The sequence below is a fragment of the Cystobacter fuscus genome (assembly GCF_044360685.1).
GTDB classification, from domain to species: domain Bacteria; phylum Myxococcota; class Myxococcia; order Myxococcales; family Myxococcaceae; genus Cystobacter; species Cystobacter fuscus_C.
On the sequence record NZ_CP043491.1, the window covers coordinates 10,776,613 to 10,793,144 of the forward strand.

The window sequence follows — 16,532 nt, forward strand, 5'->3', positions numbered from 1 at the left end:
AGTGTTCCCTGTAGAATGCGAACCCAGGAGGGCGCATGGCGAGGATCATGGTCGTCGATGACGACCCCCACATCCGCGAGGTGGTCCGGCACTTCCTCGGGACCGCGGGCTTCGACGTCGTCGAGGCCTCCGACGGCCGGGAGGCCCTGCGCCTGCTCGAGCGGACCCAGGCGGACCTGCTCGTGCTGGATGTGATGATGCCAAGGATGGACGGCTGGCAGCTCTGCCAGGAACTCAAGCGTCTGCGAGACATCCCCATCCTGATGCTCACGGCGAAGGGGGAGACTTCGCAGAAGCTCAAGGGCTTCGAGCTCGGAGCCGATGACTACCTGGTGAAGCCTTTCGAGCCCGCGGAGCTCGCGGCCCGCGTCAAGGCGCTGCTCAAGCGCTACCGCATCGAGGCGTCACAGAGCGTGCAGGTCGGCAAGCTCTTCCTCAGCCGGAAGACGTACCTGATCCAGGCTGGCGAGGAGAGCCTCACCATTCCCATGAAGGAGTTCGAGTTGCTCTTCAAGCTGGGCAGCTCGCCGGGGAAGACGTTCAGCCGGGAGCAGCTCATCCAGGCCATCTGGGGCCCGGACTTCGAGGGGACGGATCGCACCGTGGACGTGCACGTCAACCGCCTGCGCGAGCGGTTTCCCGAGGAGCGCTTCGGCTATCGCATCACCGCCATCCGCGGCTTGGGCTATCGGCTGGAGCTCGCACAGTGAAGTGGCCCGCCCTGAAGCGCACGCCTCGCCTCGGGCCAGGGCTGGTCACCCTGGCCATGCTGGCGGGGCTGGTCGCGGAGTGGACGCTGGTGTCCTGGCTCAAGGATGCCGCCCTGGCGGCCCTCGGTGTCCGGCTCTCTCCCTACGTCAGCCAGGTCATCGATCTGGTGGTCTCGCTCTTGCTGTTCGGCTTCATCATGAGGTTCATCGGAAAGGCCTTCTTCCACTGGCGGATGACCATCTTCACCGTGTTGAACGACGCGCTGAGCCGCATCGCGCGAGGCGACTTCTCCGTCAGCGTACCGGTGGAGGAGACGGGCAATGACACTCGGAAGAACCCGGTCCTCGAGGTGGCCGTCAACATCAACCAGGTGGCCGAGGCCCTCCAGCGCATGGAGGCGATGCGCCAGGAGTTCATCTCGAACGTCTCCCACGAGATCCAATCGCCCCTCACCTCCATCCGGGGCTTCGCACAGGCCCTGAGAGAAGGCGGGCTGTCCGAGGAGACCCGTCAGCACTACCTCGCCACCATCGAGGCCGAGAGCCGGCGTCTCTCCCGGCTGAGCGAGAACCTCCTGAGACTGAGCTCGCTGGACTCGAAGGCCCAGGCCCCGGTCCCGCGGCGCTATCGGCTCGACAGCCAGCTGCGCGAAGTGGCCCTGGCCGCCGAGCCTCAGTGGACGGCCAAGGGGCTCGACATCGAGGCGGACCTGGACGCCGTGTACCAGACCGCGGACGAGGACATGCTGAACCAAGTCTGGACCAACCTCGTCCACAACGCCATCAAGTTCACTCCCGCGGGCGGAAGGATTGGGCTCGAGCTGCGGCTCGAGGGCGGACAGGCCCTCGTGCGGCTCACGGATTCGGGGATTGGCCTCTCGCGGGAGGACCTGCCCTTCGTCTTCGATCGGTTCTACAAGGCGGACAAGGCTCGCAGCCGCACCGATGCCTCGGGTGGGAGTGGACTGGGGCTCGCCATCGCCCGGAAGATTGTCGAGCTCCACGGAGGGCGCATCGAGGCGCTGAGCGAGGGTCTGGGCAAAGGTTCCTGCTTCACGGTGCGCCTCCCCTCGGCGGAGCCCTACCTGAAAGCACCCGAGCCTGCTTCATCGGACACGTCTTCGGAGCAGGGAGCGCAACCCGACGTATCAGCGGGATGCGCCCCGGCATCCATCGCCGCGCCCGAGGCTCCCTCCTCGGGTTCCCACGCCCGCCGGTAGAGCCGATTCGTCCTATACTCCCCCCAGGGCATCCACATCCGACGAGCCCGTACGAAGCCAACGGTCACCGGGCCGCTGGCTTTCGTGATTCAAGGAGCAATTCGCGGCATGGCCAGAAACGTGGCAATCAAGATTCTCAGGGGGCTCGCCATTGGCGGCGCGGTCGCCATTCTCGCCATCGTGGTGCTGACAGCGGGGACGACCCTGATGCCTGGGACGAAGGTCCGGAGGCTGTTTGGAGCGTCGCCCGATGCGCTGGCGGGCAATGAAGGCGGCGGGAAGACGATGACGCGCTCGGAGTTCGATGCGCGCGTGCCCGAGTTCGGGGACGAGCAGCCCGCCGATGCGGGCACCGACGCGGGAACCCGGGTGAACGCGCCAGGCGAGCAGGGGCGATGACCTTCCAGCAGCTCCTGACGGACGCGGCGCTGGCGTTCGTGGTGCTGGGCACCGCGTTCTGGCCCCTGGAGTGGGCGTTCTCCGCGCGAGCCGGCCAGCGCATCCTGCGCCCGGGCTGGGGCGTGGATTTCTCCTTCTTCCTCGGCCAGTACTTCGTGTGGGCCCCACTCTCGGTGCTCGCGATCATGGCCGCCCGGCCGCTCCTGCACCCGGAGGCGCTGGCGGGCCTGCGAGCGGCGGTGGCCCTTCAGCCCACATGGCTCCAGGTGGCCGAGGCGACGGTGCTCTGCGACGTGTGCGTGTATGGGTGGCACCGCCTGTGCCATCAGGTGGACTGGCTCTGGCGCTTCCATGCCGTGCACCACTCGGTGGAGCACCTGGACTGGGTGGCGGCCCACCGCGAGCACCCGCTGGATGGGCTCACCACGCAGTGGGTGTGTAACCTGCCGGCCTTCGTGCTGGGCATCCCGTTGGGGCCACTGACCATGGTGGCCGCCTTCCGGGGGATGTGGGCCATCTTCATCCACTCCAATGTGAGGCTGCCGCTGGGCCCACTGGGCTTCCTCTTCGGCGCACCCGAGTTGCACCACTGGCACCACGCGCGCGTCGAGCAGACCCGGCACAACTTCGCCAACCTCGCTCCGTACATGGACTGGCTCTTCGGTACCTATTACCGGCCAACGGACGCGGAGCGGTGGGAACTCGGGCTCGCCGAGCCCTTCCCCCGCGGCTACCTGGGGCAGCTCTTGCTCCCCCTGCGAGACCTCGTGCTCCCCCGCAGGAGGGCCGAGGAACGCGCGCAGCCCTCCTGAGTGCAGGGAAGAAACATGAGCGGCCTTGGAAAGGATGACCGTGCAGCCCCTATCCTTCTCATCCTCTCCAACTCCGGCCACTGCGCATTCGAGGAGCCCGAGGCCCACGATATCCAAAGTCAGGAGGACCAGGCACAATGATACTTACCAAGCCGCGCGATCCGAGATTCATAACCATTCGTCGTGGCGGTACTCTGAGCGACGCCAATCACCGCCTGCTCGCGCTATGGGCGGCCGCTTGCGCGGAGCATGTACTGCACTTCTTTGAAGAAGCACAACCAGACGATGCCCGTCCGCGTCAGGCAATTGAGCTGATTCACGCCTGGACACGAGGCGAAATCACCATGCGTCAGGCTCATAATGCGGCCTTTGTCGCCAACGCCGCGGCGAGAGAGCTTTCCGGTGCGGCAAAGTTCGCGGCCCTCGCGGCCGGCCAAGCGGTGGCAGTCGCGCATGTGGCAGCTCATGAATTGGGCGCGGCAGCCTATGCCATCAGGGCCGCACAAGCCGCAGCGCCTGAAGGCGAGCGCGAGCAAGCCGGCCGTCAGGAGTGTCAGTGGCAGCGCGAACAGCTTCCAAACGAAATCCGGGAGCTTGTGCTTGACGACCAGCGCTTACGCAACAAGGCGTGCTGGTCTGTATTTGATTATTGACTACGACGCCATGCTCCAAAACCTTCAGGCGCGGATCCACATGGGCGAGGCCGCCGGGGTGCGGATTCAGGGGGTGCCCACCTCGCGCTCGCAGCGCTCCTTGAGAATGCCAAGAATATAGCGCTGGACATCGCGCATGACGAAGTCCGTCCAGGCGCCCGAGTACAGATTGAAGTGGGTGGAGAGCCGGTGCGTGCTGGAGAGGTGGAGCCGCACGCGCCCCACTCCCAGGGACTCCAGTCGGTAGCGTCCATCGAGCACGTCGAAGTACGGGCCGCCCACCGTGACGTGTTCGTCGAGCGCGGAGGGCGGGATGGTGCCGGGGTCCGCGCGAATGGAGAAGGCGAGCTCTCGCTCGGGCTCCCAGGTGGTGACGGTCTCCACGAAGAGGACGCCTCGTTCAAAGGTCGCGTGACGCACCCCTCCTACCCCCTCGTGGGAGAGGGTAGCCTCCACGGGACGTGGAAAGCCGATGACATGCGAGAACGCAACCCGGTGCTCCTCGGGCCGGAAGGCGGGCACGCGGATGATATGGCGCCAGACGGTGGCCGGCGGTGCGTCGATGTCGATGGCGGTATCCACCTCCCGCAGTTGCGTGGCCGCCGCCAGCCGGCTCTCCAGCGGGGCGGCGAGGAACGGCAGGACGAGCACCGCCGCCATGAGGCGCCCCTCCCGCGGGCCCCGCTCGCGGCGCCACCGCGCCACGAGCCCCGCGGCGACACCTCCCAGGCTGGACATCAGCAGGAAGAGCGGCAGCCAGAGGGCAATGCAGATGATGCCTTCCCAGGCGAGCACCAGTGCCGCCGCGAGCGACACCAGGGCCGGCACCCAGGGGGCCGTGATCCGCCGCCCCCAGGTCCACGTGCCGTTCCGCTCTCCGAGCGCCACCGTCAGAAAACCGAGCGAGAAGGGCACACCGAAGATGAACGCCACGCTCATCACCGCGAAGGGACCTTGGAGCACACTCAGCCCGAAGACGAGTCGCGCAAGCAAGCCGTAGAGCACCCCACAGATCACACCGGCCCAGGCCACGAAAGGGTGAGTGCGGGAAGCCGGCGCCGGGTGGCCGTGGGTGTCGAGGTCCGCCATGCCTGGTGTCTCCTTGCCGTTTCCCGCCAGAACGCGTGGTGGTCACGAGTGTAGTAGGGAGGAGGCTCCACTTTTCGAGTTCTTTGACACCAGCCCCGGCCTCCCCTCGGACCGCCGCGCCATCACAAGGCGTGACGACCGACGTCTCTCCAGAGGGCCATGCATGCCCGCCGATCCCCTGCGGGCACTCGGCCCGCGAACCTCGGAGGGTTTGGCTGTGACGAAGATCCTGATTGTGTTGCCGTACAGCGGCCGCGACTTTGGTGGCGGTCTGGCCGTTTTCAACGCGGCGCTGACGAAGGCCCTCAAGGTGCAGGGGCACGACGTCAAGCTCCTGACCCTGGAGCTACCGGAGAAGTGCTCCCCCAAGGCCGAGGAGCACGGTGGGGCCACCCTGCTCCACATCCCGAACGCCACGACCAAGGCGATGAGCGACCCCGGCGGTGCGGCGGGGGAGAAGGACCGCAACACGCTGTACGACCTCTTCAACAAGCCGGAGGTCGTGTGCGCGCCCTCCGTGAAGGAGCTGTTCGGTGCCTGGGTCCCGGAGGTCATCATCGGGCACTCCCGCTTCTCGGGGCCCGCGGCCATCCACCTCAAGGACACCTTCTTCAAGAGCGCCAAGGTCGCCTACTTCGTCCACTCCATTCCGGTGGAGGGCTCGGTGCTGGCCGGCTACGAGGCCTACGAGGAGAACATCGATGCCAAGGTCGCCCAGGCCAAGGTGAAGCTGGAGCAGGAGTGGATGCCCCGGGCCGACGTCGTCGTCCCGGTGGGGCCGCTCATCGGCGCCGGCGTGCGCTACTACATGCCCAAGGGGCACCTCCCCGCCATCCACGAATGCATCGGGGGCGTGGACGTGGAGCCCACCCCCGTGCCCTACGCGGCGAGCCCCACCCTCAAGCTGCTCTTCCTCGGCCGGGCCAGCGCTCCCATCAAGGGGCTGGAGGATCTGCTGCTCGCCGCCCTGAAGCTGCGCTTGCACGACATCACCATCGACATCCGCTACTGGGATGACCGCGCCTACAGCCACGGCAAGGTGACCAGCGAGAACGTGCAGCATTTCGTCGATGGCGTGCTGGGGAAGCCGGAGACGCGCGTGATCCGGGTGAACATCCTGGGCAAGACAAACGACGTCATGGCCGAGGTGAAGAAATACCACGCCATCCTGATGCCCTCCTACATCGAGCACTTCGGCCTGGTGCCCTTCGACGCGCTGGCCTGCGGTGTCCCCGTGCTGGCCAATGAACTCAGCGGCGCCGGCATGTTCCTGTCCGACGAGGCCATCTTCGGCAAGGACGGCGGGGTCTTCGTCGTCAAGGACTTCGACCCGCGGCTGTCCCGCCCGCTGAAGCCGGCGGACTTCCTGGGCCCGGTCGCCCGGGATGCCTTCGACCACCGGCCCCAGGCCTGGGCCGACGCGATCGAGAACCTGAAGACCAACCTCCAGACCCGCTTCACCCAGGCGAACAACTGCTACGGCATCCTGAAAGGGTACAAGTGGGAGCACTGTGCCCGGGCGGTGGTGGCCGCGGTGCTCCAGGCCAGGCCGGGCCGCTTCACGGTCCAGGGCCGCGACGGCACGCTGCTGGAGAAGAAGTAGGGGCTGGGAGGAGACGGGCAGGGCCGGGAGCGGTGCTCGCTCCCGGCCCTGGGGGCCTCTCACCGGAGGTCACCCCTCGTCGCATCCGCCCTGGTGTCAGCAGTCATCCAAGGTGACTCCAGTCACCAGCCACGAGCCCCACCCCGTGAGCCAAGCCGTTGATTTCATGAGAGGCAACCACCTGCCGCCCCTGTGGCATGAAAGACGCACAGAGAGTGAATCCCATCGCACGCCCCCTTCGCGTCCACCCAGCCCAGGAGATTCCGAGCATGCTCAGCGTCAATCGCAACCGGCCGACAGTGGTCCCTCCTCCCAGCCCCGTTGCCACCCCGCCGACGCCGCCCGCGACTCCTTCCACGGACCCATCGCCGACGGGCCCCACCCACCTGGGTTACTCCAAGGATGATGTTTTCGAAGCCGCATCGAATGGCGCCGATGATCTCGCCAAGGCGAGCAGCTACGAGGAGCCCTTGGACATCTCCGGGCTCGACCTCAACAATCCCGAGGTCATCCAGGACCTGGCCGAGACGTTTGGCGTTGAACACGTCAACCTCCAGAAGCGCTCCAATGACTCGGAATTCGACGGAGCCCTCGTTGGCGTCGACAAGGCCATCAAGATGGGCGATCTCCAGGGAATGAGGGATCTGAGCGCCCTCAAGCCGGGGGATCTCTCCCCCTTCGAGCCGAAGAACTGGAGAGATAAAAAAAACGAACTCATCATCCAGGTCAATGGCATCAATACGGACCTGAGCCAGCAGAAGCAAGCCCTTCAGGCCACCGCCGATGCGACAGGCGCCAGTGTCATTGGCATCCACAACGCCACCGACGGCTTCGCCGGGGACCTGATGCAGAGCGTGGGCGACAAGCTCAACACGGGCAAGAACCTGGCGGTGGACTCGATGAGGGATATCGTCCTCGGCGAGCTGAGGGCGGGCAAAAAGGTCCATTTGATGGCACACAGCCAGGGGGGCCTCATCACCAGCCGCGCGCTCGGCGAAGTGGCCGAGCAGCTCAAGAAGGAAAACAAGTCCGATCTGATGGGCCAGATCAAGGTGGAGACGTTCGGCGCGGCTTCGGGCCGTTACCCGGACGGCCCTCAATACGTGCACTACATCAACGAGTCGGACCCTGTCTCCAACTTGTTCGGCGTGGAAGGCAGCACGAGCTTCATGAACAACCCCGGCAAGGACGTCCTCGGACACGAGGCACGAATCATCAAATTCAAGGAGAAGAGCCTCATCGCGGCGCACAACTATAATGATGTCTACATGAAGCATCGCGAGGACTTCAATGCTGCCTATGGTGGTGTCTCGAATCGCTTCGTCGTTCAGGACCCGAGTCTCTACAAGCTCGACTGAGCGAGTGTTCTCGGCCCCGTGCAACCCCGTGGGGACCCGCGGCATCCACGGGACTGGAGGCGCCATCACGTAGGGTGCACCCGGTACGCGCCGCAGCAGCGGCTGCGCTGGACAGCGGTGGACGTGCGGCCGCCGTCTACGACCGGCACGTCTTCGTGGAGACGAATCTCCCGGAGTGAAACGGTTGGCCCATGGGTTTTCGGGTAGGGTGCTCCGGCAATCCTGCTCGAACAACCCGATGGAGTTCATCCGATGAAACGAAGTCTTGGTCTCCTGCTGTCCCTCGCCCTGGCGGGTGGGCCCGCGGCGGTTTCCGCCGCGAGCCGAGTGCCGGGCATCACGTCCTCGAGCCGGTTCCTGGTCTACTACGGTCAGGACTACGGCCCGACGGTGCTCGCGACCCTGAAGCAGGCGAACATCGTCGTCCTGCATCCCACCAACTCGGCGCAACTCACGCCCCGCGTCGTGGCCGAGTTGCAGGGCGCGGGCGTGAAGGTCATCGCCTACATCAGCGTGGGTGAGGATCCGGCGCCGCACGATGCCGCGGGCAACCCCATTCCCATCGTGGGCAACGGACAGGGGCCGGTCCGCTACACCGGGGGGAACACGGGGTACGACGCGAGCAAGATCGTGCCGGCCAATGGCGGCGTCGCGTCCTTCTACGTGGACCAGCTCTGGAGCTCCAGCCAGGGCCAGTACGTCTCGGATGGGCTGCCGGACGTGAACACGAACTTCGGGGGGTTCTTCATCTGGCCCAATGATGACTGGCGCTGGGTGCTCAACGAGCAGCGCATCGGAGGTGTTCCCGCCACGTCCCTGGCCAATCGCAGCGTGGCGGGTCTCAAGCAACTGGCGGGTGCCCGGACGAGCGCGACGGACAGCGATCGCACCCACGACTTCGGCTTCGATGGGTTCTTCCTGGACACCCTCGACACGGCCGGACCGTATGTGAATGCCTGGGGGTATTACGCCTGGGTCGCTCCGGAAATGCAGAAGACGGTGAAGTTCATCCACGACAGCTACCCGGGGAAGATCGTCTTCGCCAACCGGGGGACGTTCTTCTTCAATCCGCTCATCGCCAACCCGACCTATGGCATCCGGCCGTACCAGTACTCCCCGCGGCCCTACATCCATGCCGCCCTGTTCGAGAGCTATGCCCTCGACAGTGATGCCTCCCACACCGGCCTGAGCCCCTACCTGCCCGTCAACCGGGACAACTACGCGCAGAAGCTCATGGCCGAGGCCAACCGTCCCGACGGCTTCACCGTCTTCAGCCTCGACTACGACATGGGCCGTGGCGCGGCCCTGTCCGCGCAGGCGCTCCAGGAGACCGCCATCAAGAACGGCTGGGTGGAGTACATCGCGCCCACCGGCCAGTTGGACACCCTGGGCACCTATGTCGCCACCCATCCGCCCCCGGCCGATACCGCCGCGCCCGTCTGGGACAGCACCGCCGCCTATGCCGAGGTCATCAATCCCGCCTTCCCGGACGTGCCGGATCGCGTGGGCGTCCAGCGACTGTCCCTCACGTCCCGGCCCGGAGAGGTCGTCGTCCACTGGGACGTGGCGCGCGATCAGAGCCTCCCGGTCCGCTACAACATCTACCGTTCCACCTCGTCCACCTTCAGCAATCCGGTCAAGTATGCCCAGGTGAACTTCGAGGTCGGCGAGGGCTGGTCCACGGATCCGACGACGAAGTTCGCCAACCAGTACACCGTCACCGGCCTGACTCCCGGGACGCACTACTTCCGGGTCCGCGCGGAGGACAGCGCCTCCGTGCCGCACGAGGACACCAACACGGTGACCCTGTCCATCACCGTGCCCACCTACGTGTCCAACCCCAATGCCAGCATCAACGTGAATGGAGATCTCTCCGACTGGGCCACGTTGACGTCGTTCGCGGTGGACCCCCAGGACGCCACGGCGGCCGGTGATGTGGCGGACTGGGCCCGGGCCTGGCTCGCCCACGACGCCAACAACCTCTACCTCGCCCTGCAGAACCACGTCTCCATCACCCAGCTCAACGCCGCCTTCTCGGTGTACCTGGACACCGACAACACCCGCTCCACGGGCTTCCGGGGCGGAGGGGACCAGTTCCCCGTGGGCGCCGAGTTCGTCCTCCTGGGCACGAGCCTCTACCAATACAAGGGCACGGGTTTGGATTGGCAGTGGACCCTGGTGGGAACGGCGGGCTTCAGCTGGGGCGGCCTGAACGCCGAGCTCTTCGTCCCGCGGGCGTGGGTGAACAATCCCTCCGTCATCAACCTGTTCTTCCTGGGAGACAATCCCTCGCTGGGGGGAACCACCGTGGATGCCTACCCGGACGCGGCCTTGAACCCCCAGGGCGCGGTGCGCTCTTTCATCTACCAGCTGCCGTAGGCCTCCCTTGAAAGACGGGTCTCCGCTCTCGGGGACCCGTCTTTCAGGCGCTCAGGCGGCGAGCGGGCTCACGGCACGGTGGCTCCCATGGCCTCGGCGCGCTCCCAGACCTGGAGGTAGCCCTCGGCGGAGTTCATCAGCGGCTCCAGATCCTGGCCGCGCAGGCCCTGGCGGCGGAGATCCGAGATGAAGTCCGGCATCATGCCCGCGTGGGCCACGCCATCCTCGTTGATGTCGAACACCTTGTTGCCCACCACGCTGCGCTCCAGCTTCGTGACGCTGTTCTCCACGGCGATGCTCAGCGGGTAGCTCGTGCGGGCCACCTGCGCGGCGGAGCTGCCACCGTGGCATGCCTCGGCGCCAAAGCGGGGGCTCGGCAGGCCCGCGAAGCCGTTGAAGTCCGAGCCGAACCCCACCGGCGCCCCGCCCAGTTCCTTCGTCAGGTAGAGGTACGCCTGGGCCCAGCTCTGCGAGGTGCTGCCGCACTGGTGCTCCACCACCGGCTGACCCGCGCCGCGCCAGGTGGGGACCTCGTCGCGATTGCCCTGGTCCAGGATGAGCGACACCATGCCGCCCACGTGGCGGATGCGCTGGAGCTGCTCCGACTTGAGGCTGCCCTCGTGGCGCTTGTTGCCACGGGCCGTCTCGAACAGCGTGGTGTGGCCGCTCACCACCGGGTAGCCGTAGGGCTCCACCATCCCCATGGTGTCATCAAAGGCCAGCTTCGACATGTGGTCGATGTCGATCAGCATCTTCCGGCGCATCATCCCGTGCACCAGCGTGCGGCCCAGGGCCGTGAGCCCCTGCGCTCCGCAGATGGGATCCTTGGCGATGTCTCGCTTGTAGACGTAGCCCTCCTGCTTGCAGTCGCGAGAGTCTCCCTCGGTCGCGATGCTGGTGAGCGCCGAGCCCGCGAAGGCGTTCTGCTTGAAGTGGACGGGGAAGAGGTGGCGCAGGCCCAGGGCCTGGTAATGATCCAGCCGCTCCTCCACATACGCGCTCGTGCATGAACCGTTGCGGCGGCAGTCGAAGAGGTAGTCCACCTCGGCGCCCAGCACCACCGCCAGCTTGCCCTGGGCGATGACGGTGCGGGCTTCCGCGGGAGACTTCACGATGCGGAACCAGCCACGCCCCGCGCCGCCCGCCTTGTTGTCGAGGTAGCTCTGCATGGCGTAGGCCTCGGCGATCTGGAGCTCCACCGCCTCCATGTCCTCTCCCGTGCGGCCCGGCGCCTTGGTGGCGTAGATGGGGAAGCCGAAGATGTCCTGGTTGTTGACGGCCAGCATCACCATCAGCCGCAGGCCGCCCTGCACGGAGCGGTAGAGCCAATCCTCATACATGGACTGGTGCGTGTAGCTGTTCCAGCGGGGCCAGCCGTCGTACTGCGGGTAGCCACCCACCCGATGGCCCGAGCCGCCCGTGCCGTAGCCGAGGGTCGCCATGATGCTGCCGAAGAAGTCCCGAGTGCCCCCCGGCCCGTGGACACTGTCGCACCACGGCAGGGTGGTACTGAGGGGACCGTAGGCCTTGCCGAAGAAGGCCTCGCCGCCGAAAGCGAGGTTGGCGAACGGGTGCGCATGGAGATCCGCGAAGCCCTTCGCGGGCGCCTTGCAGGTGCAGGTGACGCCGGTGTCGCCCTGCTCGGAGGCGACGTCGGTGCAGGCCAGGCAGGAGCCCGCATGAGGGCCGCTGGTGACCAGCCCCTTCACACACGTGCCGCGCGGGCCCCAGTTGGCGTCGCGGTTGGCGCAGAAGGCCTCACAGCTCACCGAGCCGGTGTTCCCGGGCTTGGAGAAGGTGCCCGCCGGGAGGGAGGAGTTGCACTCCGTCACCGGGTTGCAGGTGGTGTCATTCACCTCGAACTCGCCCCACATGCCGGAGGTGCCCTTGTTCACGCAGCGGGTCGGGTGCAGGAAGGCGTAGCCGGCCACGGTGGCGCCGGTGGCCTGGCACGCACTCTCCCAGGAGGTGTTGGGAGGGATGTTCATCAGTTGCGCCGAGTACTGGCGCCGGCCCGAGTCCGTGCACCGATCCTGTTTGAAGGTGCTCCAGTTGGGGTTGCACGAGCTGTCGGGCACGTCGAACTGGCCCCACATGTTGGTGCTGGTCCTCACACAGCGGTTCGGCCGTGCGTACCAGCGCCCATCAATGGTGGCGCCCGTGTTCGCACAGGTGGACTCCCACGAGGTCCCCGAGGGAATGCCCCAGAGGACGGAGGACTTCTGACGCTGGCCGAGACCCGTGCAGGCGTCCGACTGGAACGTTCCCCAGTAAGGGGCGGCGAGTGCTGGTGAGGTGGAACACAGCACCCACCCCATCGAGGCAAGGCGAAACATCTTCATCATGGCGTGGTGACTCCAGAGGTGCATGCATCCAGGAGGGGCTACATTCTCCCATGCCCCTCCATCCGACCACGAATGGACGATGGTTGGCGCTGCCTCGGGTCCCCAATCGACGTGTCTGTGCCCCCGCTGCGTGTCACCATCGGCCTCTGGGGAACGGCATGCGTCAATACGCCCGCGACCCTCAATGGCAAACGCGCTTACGCATCCCGGTGCAAGGCAAGTGAAGAAGAAGCACGGAGCCGGATGCTCAGCCCACGTGGTGTTCCTCCTGCCGCGCACGCAGTTGGACGAGGAGTTCCCAGGCCCTGTCCCGCGTGGGGACGAAGTAGATCTTCGTGCTCGGGGGATCATCCTCCGACCGGGTCATCTCCGCGGCGAGGAGCAGGCCCTTGGCGATGGCGCGGTGCAGCAGCCGCGTCTTGTAATAGATGATGCCCAGGAGCCACTCCTGCCGGACGTGCTCGTTGATATAGCGCCGGGCCTCGGCATCTATCCCTCCCGCCGCCGCCATGTCTGACAGGACGAAGAAGGGATGGACCGATCCCAGCTCCCGGTAGAGTTTCACCAGAAGTATGGCCTCATCCAGGGAGCAGTCCCCCTGGAACCTCGCCCAGAGCACATCGGGAGCCTCGAAGTGGAAGGTGTTCCTCCCGATCGTCCAATCTCGTTGGATGGGCGCCATGTGTTTTCCATATGACACAAGGCTCTCCTGGCAGACAACCCGGTGGGTCCTCCCTTACCCGGGTTCTGGCACCTCACGGGACATAGGCGCGGCCTGTCCGAGCGTCGTATGTGCAGCCCATGCGCACGTAGCCACCGTACGTCCGGGCGCGCAGCTCGACCCGGGCCGTCTCGGGCCCCGTCACGTCCACGGCCCCCACGCGAACCCCCTGGTAGCCCCTGAAGTCACGCGCCACGCGGAAGCATTCCCGCTGGGCCTCCCGTGGGTCCACGTCGGTGTCATAGCCGCTCCCTCCGTAGCCATAGGCCGGACGGCTCCGGGGCCGCGACTCCACGGGCACGACGATGCACGCCTGCATCATCAGACTGAGCAGAATGATGAGCAGCACCATCATTACCAAACGCCCTCGGGATGCCATGAAACACCTCCGCGCATGATGGCCCCTCGTGACGGTGGGAACGAAGCCACGAGGAGGGAACCGACGCTCGGGCCGGCGCAACCCCGCTCACATGTCCACCCGGGGCGCTCTTCCCGAGGAAGGTGGCGAGCGCTCGCCGCCCCGGCATGACATGAGCCAGCCCACCGACGAGGTACCCGGACCGCGGCTCCTCGAGGACACCGACTCAGACGCGGTGTTCCTCCCGCTGCGCGCGCAACCGGGTGCTGAGCTCTCGTGCGCTGTCCCGGGTGGAGACGAAGTGAACCTCCGTCCGCGGAGGATCATCCTCCGACCGGGTCAGTTGCGCGGCGAGGAGCAGGCCCCTGGCGAGGGCTTTGTGCAGCAGCCGGGCATTGAAATAGATGACGCCCAGGAGCCACTCGGGCCGGAGGTTCTCGCTGACATAGCGCTTGGCCTCCGGCTCCATTCCCTCGGCCTGCGCCATGTCCGACAGGAGGAAGAAGGGACGAATCCCGCCCAGCTCCCGGTAGAGGCTCACCATCCGCATGGCCTCATCCAGGGTGCAGTACCCCTGGTGCTTCGACCAGAGGAGATCGGGGGCCTCGAAGTGGAAGGTGTGCTGGCCTATCGTCCACTGTCCCTGGATGGGCTCCATGCGCCCGTCCTATGCCACAAGGCGCGCCCGCCGCAACGGAGGAACCTCACCGCTTCCCGAGTACCCTCCGCGGATGAATCAGGCGGCGGCCCGGTCGGCTTCGCGCAGGAGCGCACGGGCCTTCGGGAACGAGCGCTCGACGAACGCGCGCATCTCCGCGTCCTTCCCCTCCAGCGCCGCGCCCTCCTGGGAGAGCTTCTGGAGGTAGTTGGCGGAGTCCTGCGCGAGGGCATCGAAGAACTTGCGCACGTTGTCACCCCGCATGCCGCACGCCTGGGCGAACTCGACGGCATCCTGGGCGGCCCGGGCCGACGCGAACACCTCGGGGTGCGAGACGGCGAGCGACGCGATCTGCGCGGGCGTCAGGCCTACCTTCTTGCTCAGCACCTTGGGCAGCTCCGCTCCCTTGGAGAGCGTCTTCGCCAGGGTCTTCTCCACGCCCGCCTTCTCGAGCAGTTCCTGGTGCTCCTGCTCGCGGAGCTCCTTGCGCGCCTCCTTCTTGCGGACCTCCTCGTCGCGGCTCTTCTCCTCGCGCTCCGTGCGCTTCTTGTCCTCGTCGCGGCTCTTCGCCTCGCGCTCCGTGTGCTTCTTCTCCTCGGCCGACTGGTTGCTCTTGAGCTCGGAGATCTCCTCGCCCAGGTCGGTGATGAGGTCGGTGATGGACTCGGTGAGCGTCTCCGGCTGCGGCACCGCGGCCGGCGCGCCGCTGTCGGCCAGGGCGCTCAGGTCCGTCAGCGCCTGCTGCGCTCCGTCGTCGAAGGAGGACTCGCTGAAGAGCTCCAGGGGCTCCGTGCCGCTGTCGAGCGCGGAGGTCAACGCGCTCAGGGTCGGCGCGATCTGCGCGGGCACGGCCGAGCCCTCCGCGGCGGCGAGGCTCGCCCCGGCCAGGGAGTGGAGCGCATCGCCCAGCACCTTCGCTCCGGCCGGAGTGGCGGCCAGGTCCTTGAGGAACTTCCCATACGCGGCCTGCTGGGTGGGGTTGCGGGCGTTGAGTCCGGCGAACACCGCCGCGGCCGTGCCCAGACCCTGGGTGAAGGGATCCGCCGAGTTGAGCAGCTGCGAGAGGCCCGAGTAGTCGCCCGCCGAGGCCTTGTTGAGCGCGGAGAGCAGCTCCTTCGTCTTCGCGGGATCTCCGCCCACGGCCGACGCGAGCGCCGAGAAGTTCGCCAGGGCCGCCTGGGGATCGCCGTTGGCCTGGGCCAGCAGCTCCCCGGCCGCACCGCCCAACGCCAGACGCTGGAGCTCCGCGAAGTCGACCGGCGCGTGCAGCTCGCTCGTCCCCGTCCAGCCGGGAATCGACACCCCCGTCTGGGTCTGCTCGAACATGTCCTGGGCGGCGTTGGCCTCGTTCAGCACGCGCGCCGCCCACTGGAGCACTTCCACCGAGTGCGCGCCACCAGCCAGGGCCTGGGCCACCTCCGCCGACGTATAGGCGAGGTGGAGATCCCTTCCGAGCATCTTGTCCAGCTCGGGATTGAGCAGCGAGGCGGCGAGCGTGGCCTCCGTCTGGAGCGCGCGGTCGTAGTCCGCCTGGTGCGCGGCCCGGAAGGCCTCGATGTAGGCCTGCTTCTGCGCGCCCGTGAGCGCGGGGCCGAGCGCATCCAGGCCGGCGGCCAGCTGTTGATCCAACACGTTCACCACGTCGCGCGCGTGCGTGTAGGCGTTCTGCGCCGCGGTAAGGGCGTTGGCGGCCTGAGTCGCCGCGACGTCCGGGGTGGAGCCCACCGGCAACGGGGCGCTGGAGCCGAGCTGCTGCGCGAGGGTGACGAGCCGGGTGAAGAGCTCCGGCTGGGTCTGCTGCAGCTTCTCGAGGGCAGCCTGCTTGTCCGGCCACAGCGAGAACTTGCCGCTCGTCAGCAGGTTGCCCAGGGCGGCCAGGGCCGCGCCGTCCCGCACCCGCAGGGCGTTGAGCGCCTTCGCCGTCACCACGTCCTCCATGAGCCGGGTGTAGGTCGACGTCACCGCGAGCTGGCGCTGCACGCTGTCCTGGGTCCACGCGCTCGAGGTCCCCTGGAGATTCACGGCCTCGGTCTTCGTCTGGAAGCCCGTGCCATTCACCCCATTGACGGGAACGGAGGCCGACGGTCCCTGCACCCCGGTGGAAGGAGTAGAGACGCCCGAGGGCTTCTGCTCCACGAGCGGTCGAGGGGTAGAGACGGTGTTCGGGTTGATCCGAATGGACATGGGGCAGCTCCTCTGTCGTCCATGATACGACGTGGTCGTCTGG

At 66.8% G+C, this 16,532-nt stretch carries 14 protein-coding genes; 8 read left to right on the plus strand and 6 right to left on the minus strand.

Annotated features, from left to right (window positions below):
- Positions 1–35 precede the first annotated feature (35 nt).
- From F0U63_RS44080 to F0U63_RS44100, 5 genes are all read left to right on the plus strand, one after another.
- On the plus strand, positions 36–710 hold the full coding sequence (locus F0U63_RS44080) for a response regulator transcription factor (RefSeq protein ID WP_395840551.1): 675 nt from the start codon (positions 36–38) through the stop codon (positions 708–710).
- Positions 707–1,930, plus strand: a complete 1,224-nt coding sequence (locus F0U63_RS44085) for a sensor histidine kinase (protein ID WP_395840554.1) — start codon at positions 707–709, stop codon at positions 1,928–1,930. The genes F0U63_RS44080 and F0U63_RS44085 overlap by 4 nt, the downstream gene beginning before the upstream one ends.
- 108 nt (positions 1,931–2,038) lie before the next feature.
- Positions 2,039–2,329: a hypothetical protein gene (locus F0U63_RS44090; protein WP_395840556.1), complete on the plus strand. Its 291-nt coding sequence runs from the start codon at positions 2,039–2,041 to the stop codon at positions 2,327–2,329.
- Positions 2,326–3,141, plus strand: coding sequence for a sterol desaturase family protein (locus F0U63_RS44095; protein WP_395840558.1), 816 nt, complete (start codon positions 2,326–2,328; stop codon positions 3,139–3,141). Before F0U63_RS44090 ends, F0U63_RS44095 begins: the two co-directional genes overlap by 4 nt.
- Before the next feature lie 137 nt (positions 3,142–3,278).
- Positions 3,279–3,794 carry a putative immunity protein gene (locus tag F0U63_RS44100; RefSeq protein ID WP_395840561.1) on the plus strand — a complete coding sequence of 172 codons (516 nt, stop codon included), beginning with the start codon at positions 3,279–3,281 and terminating at the stop codon, positions 3,792–3,794.
- Positions 3,795–3,860: 66 nt separating this feature from the next.
- On the opposite strand, the gene F0U63_RS44105 is transcribed toward F0U63_RS44100, so the two are convergent.
- Positions 3,861–4,883, minus strand: coding sequence for a hypothetical protein (locus tag F0U63_RS44105; protein ID WP_395840563.1), 1,023 nt, complete (start codon positions 4,881–4,883; stop codon positions 3,861–3,863).
- A gap of 217 nt (positions 4,884–5,100) precedes the next feature.
- Here F0U63_RS44105 and F0U63_RS44110 point away from each other — a divergent pair, with 217 nt between their 5' ends.
- From F0U63_RS44110 to F0U63_RS44120, 3 genes are all read left to right on the plus strand, one after another.
- On the plus strand, positions 5,101–6,486 hold the full coding sequence (locus F0U63_RS44110; protein ID WP_395840566.1) for a glycosyltransferase: 1,386 nt from the start codon (positions 5,101–5,103) through the stop codon (positions 6,484–6,486).
- Positions 6,487–6,755: 269 nt separating this feature from the next.
- Positions 6,756–7,844: a hypothetical protein gene (locus tag F0U63_RS44115; RefSeq protein ID WP_395840569.1), complete on the plus strand. Its 1,089-nt coding sequence runs from the start codon at positions 6,756–6,758 to the stop codon at positions 7,842–7,844.
- A gap of 252 nt (positions 7,845–8,096) precedes the next feature.
- Complete coding sequence (locus F0U63_RS44120) at positions 8,097–10,223, plus strand: hypothetical protein (protein WP_395840571.1); 2,127 nt, start codon at positions 8,097–8,099, stop codon at positions 10,221–10,223.
- A gap of 68 nt (positions 10,224–10,291) precedes the next feature.
- On the opposite strand, the gene F0U63_RS44125 is transcribed toward F0U63_RS44120, so the two are convergent.
- From F0U63_RS44125 to F0U63_RS44145, 5 genes are all read right to left on the minus strand, one after another.
- A complete protein-coding gene (locus F0U63_RS44125; protein WP_395840574.1) occupies positions 10,292–12,568 on the minus strand; it encodes a membrane dipeptidase in 2,277 nt (758 codons plus the stop codon).
- A gap of 247 nt (positions 12,569–12,815) precedes the next feature.
- Complete coding sequence (locus tag F0U63_RS44130; protein ID WP_395840577.1) at positions 12,816–13,250, minus strand: hypothetical protein; 435 nt, start codon at positions 13,248–13,250, stop codon at positions 12,816–12,818.
- Positions 13,251–13,323: 73 nt separating this feature from the next.
- The gene (locus F0U63_RS44135) at positions 13,324–13,644 is read right to left on the minus strand and encodes a hypothetical protein (protein WP_395840579.1); all 321 of its coding nucleotides are present in this window, start codon (positions 13,642–13,644) and stop codon (positions 13,324–13,326) included.
- A 229-nt stretch (positions 13,645–13,873) separates the two neighbouring features.
- The gene (locus tag F0U63_RS44140) at positions 13,874–14,305 is read right to left on the minus strand and encodes a hypothetical protein (RefSeq protein WP_395840581.1); all 432 of its coding nucleotides are present in this window, start codon (positions 14,303–14,305) and stop codon (positions 13,874–13,876) included.
- 78 nt (positions 14,306–14,383) lie between these two features.
- Positions 14,384–16,489 carry a hypothetical protein gene (locus tag F0U63_RS44145; RefSeq protein ID WP_395840583.1) on the minus strand — a complete coding sequence of 702 codons (2,106 nt, stop codon included), beginning with the start codon at positions 16,487–16,489 and terminating at the stop codon, positions 14,384–14,386.
- Positions 16,490–16,532 lie beyond the last annotated feature (43 nt).

What these genes read in the sequence shown, in the direction of transcription:
- F0U63_RS44145 (WP_395840583.1), bottom strand. Translation starts at nt 16,489, where the DNA reads ATGTCCATTCGGATCAACCCGAACACCGTCTCTACCCCTCGACCGCTC.
- F0U63_RS44135 (WP_395840579.1), bottom strand. Translation starts at nt 13,644, where the DNA reads ATGATGGTGCTGCTCATCATTCTGCTCAGTCTGATGATGCAGGCGTGC.
- F0U63_RS44100 (WP_395840561.1), top strand. Translation starts at nt 3,279, where the DNA reads ATGATACTTACCAAGCCGCGCGATCCGAGATTCATAACCATTCGTCGT.
- F0U63_RS44140 (WP_395840581.1), bottom strand. Translation starts at nt 14,305, where the DNA reads ATGGAGCCCATCCAGGGACAGTGGACGATAGGCCAGCACACCTTCCAC.
- F0U63_RS44120 (WP_395840571.1), top strand. Translation starts at nt 8,097, where the DNA reads ATGAAACGAAGTCTTGGTCTCCTGCTGTCCCTCGCCCTGGCGGGTGGG.
- F0U63_RS44090 (WP_395840556.1), top strand. Translation starts at nt 2,039, where the DNA reads ATGGCCAGAAACGTGGCAATCAAGATTCTCAGGGGGCTCGCCATTGGC.
- F0U63_RS44080 (WP_395840551.1), top strand. Translation starts at nt 36, where the DNA reads ATGGCGAGGATCATGGTCGTCGATGACGACCCCCACATCCGCGAGGTG.
- F0U63_RS44115 (WP_395840569.1), top strand. Translation starts at nt 6,756, where the DNA reads ATGCTCAGCGTCAATCGCAACCGGCCGACAGTGGTCCCTCCTCCCAGC.
- F0U63_RS44095 (WP_395840558.1), top strand. Translation starts at nt 2,326, where the DNA reads ATGACCTTCCAGCAGCTCCTGACGGACGCGGCGCTGGCGTTCGTGGTG.
- F0U63_RS44125 (WP_395840574.1), bottom strand. Translation starts at nt 12,568, where the DNA reads ATGATGAAGATGTTTCGCCTTGCCTCGATGGGGTGGGTGCTGTGTTCC.
- F0U63_RS44130 (WP_395840577.1), bottom strand. Translation starts at nt 13,250, where the DNA reads ATGGCGCCCATCCAACGAGATTGGACGATCGGGAGGAACACCTTCCAC.
- F0U63_RS44105 (WP_395840563.1), bottom strand. Translation starts at nt 4,883, where the DNA reads ATGGCGGACCTCGACACCCACGGCCACCCGGCGCCGGCTTCCCGCACT.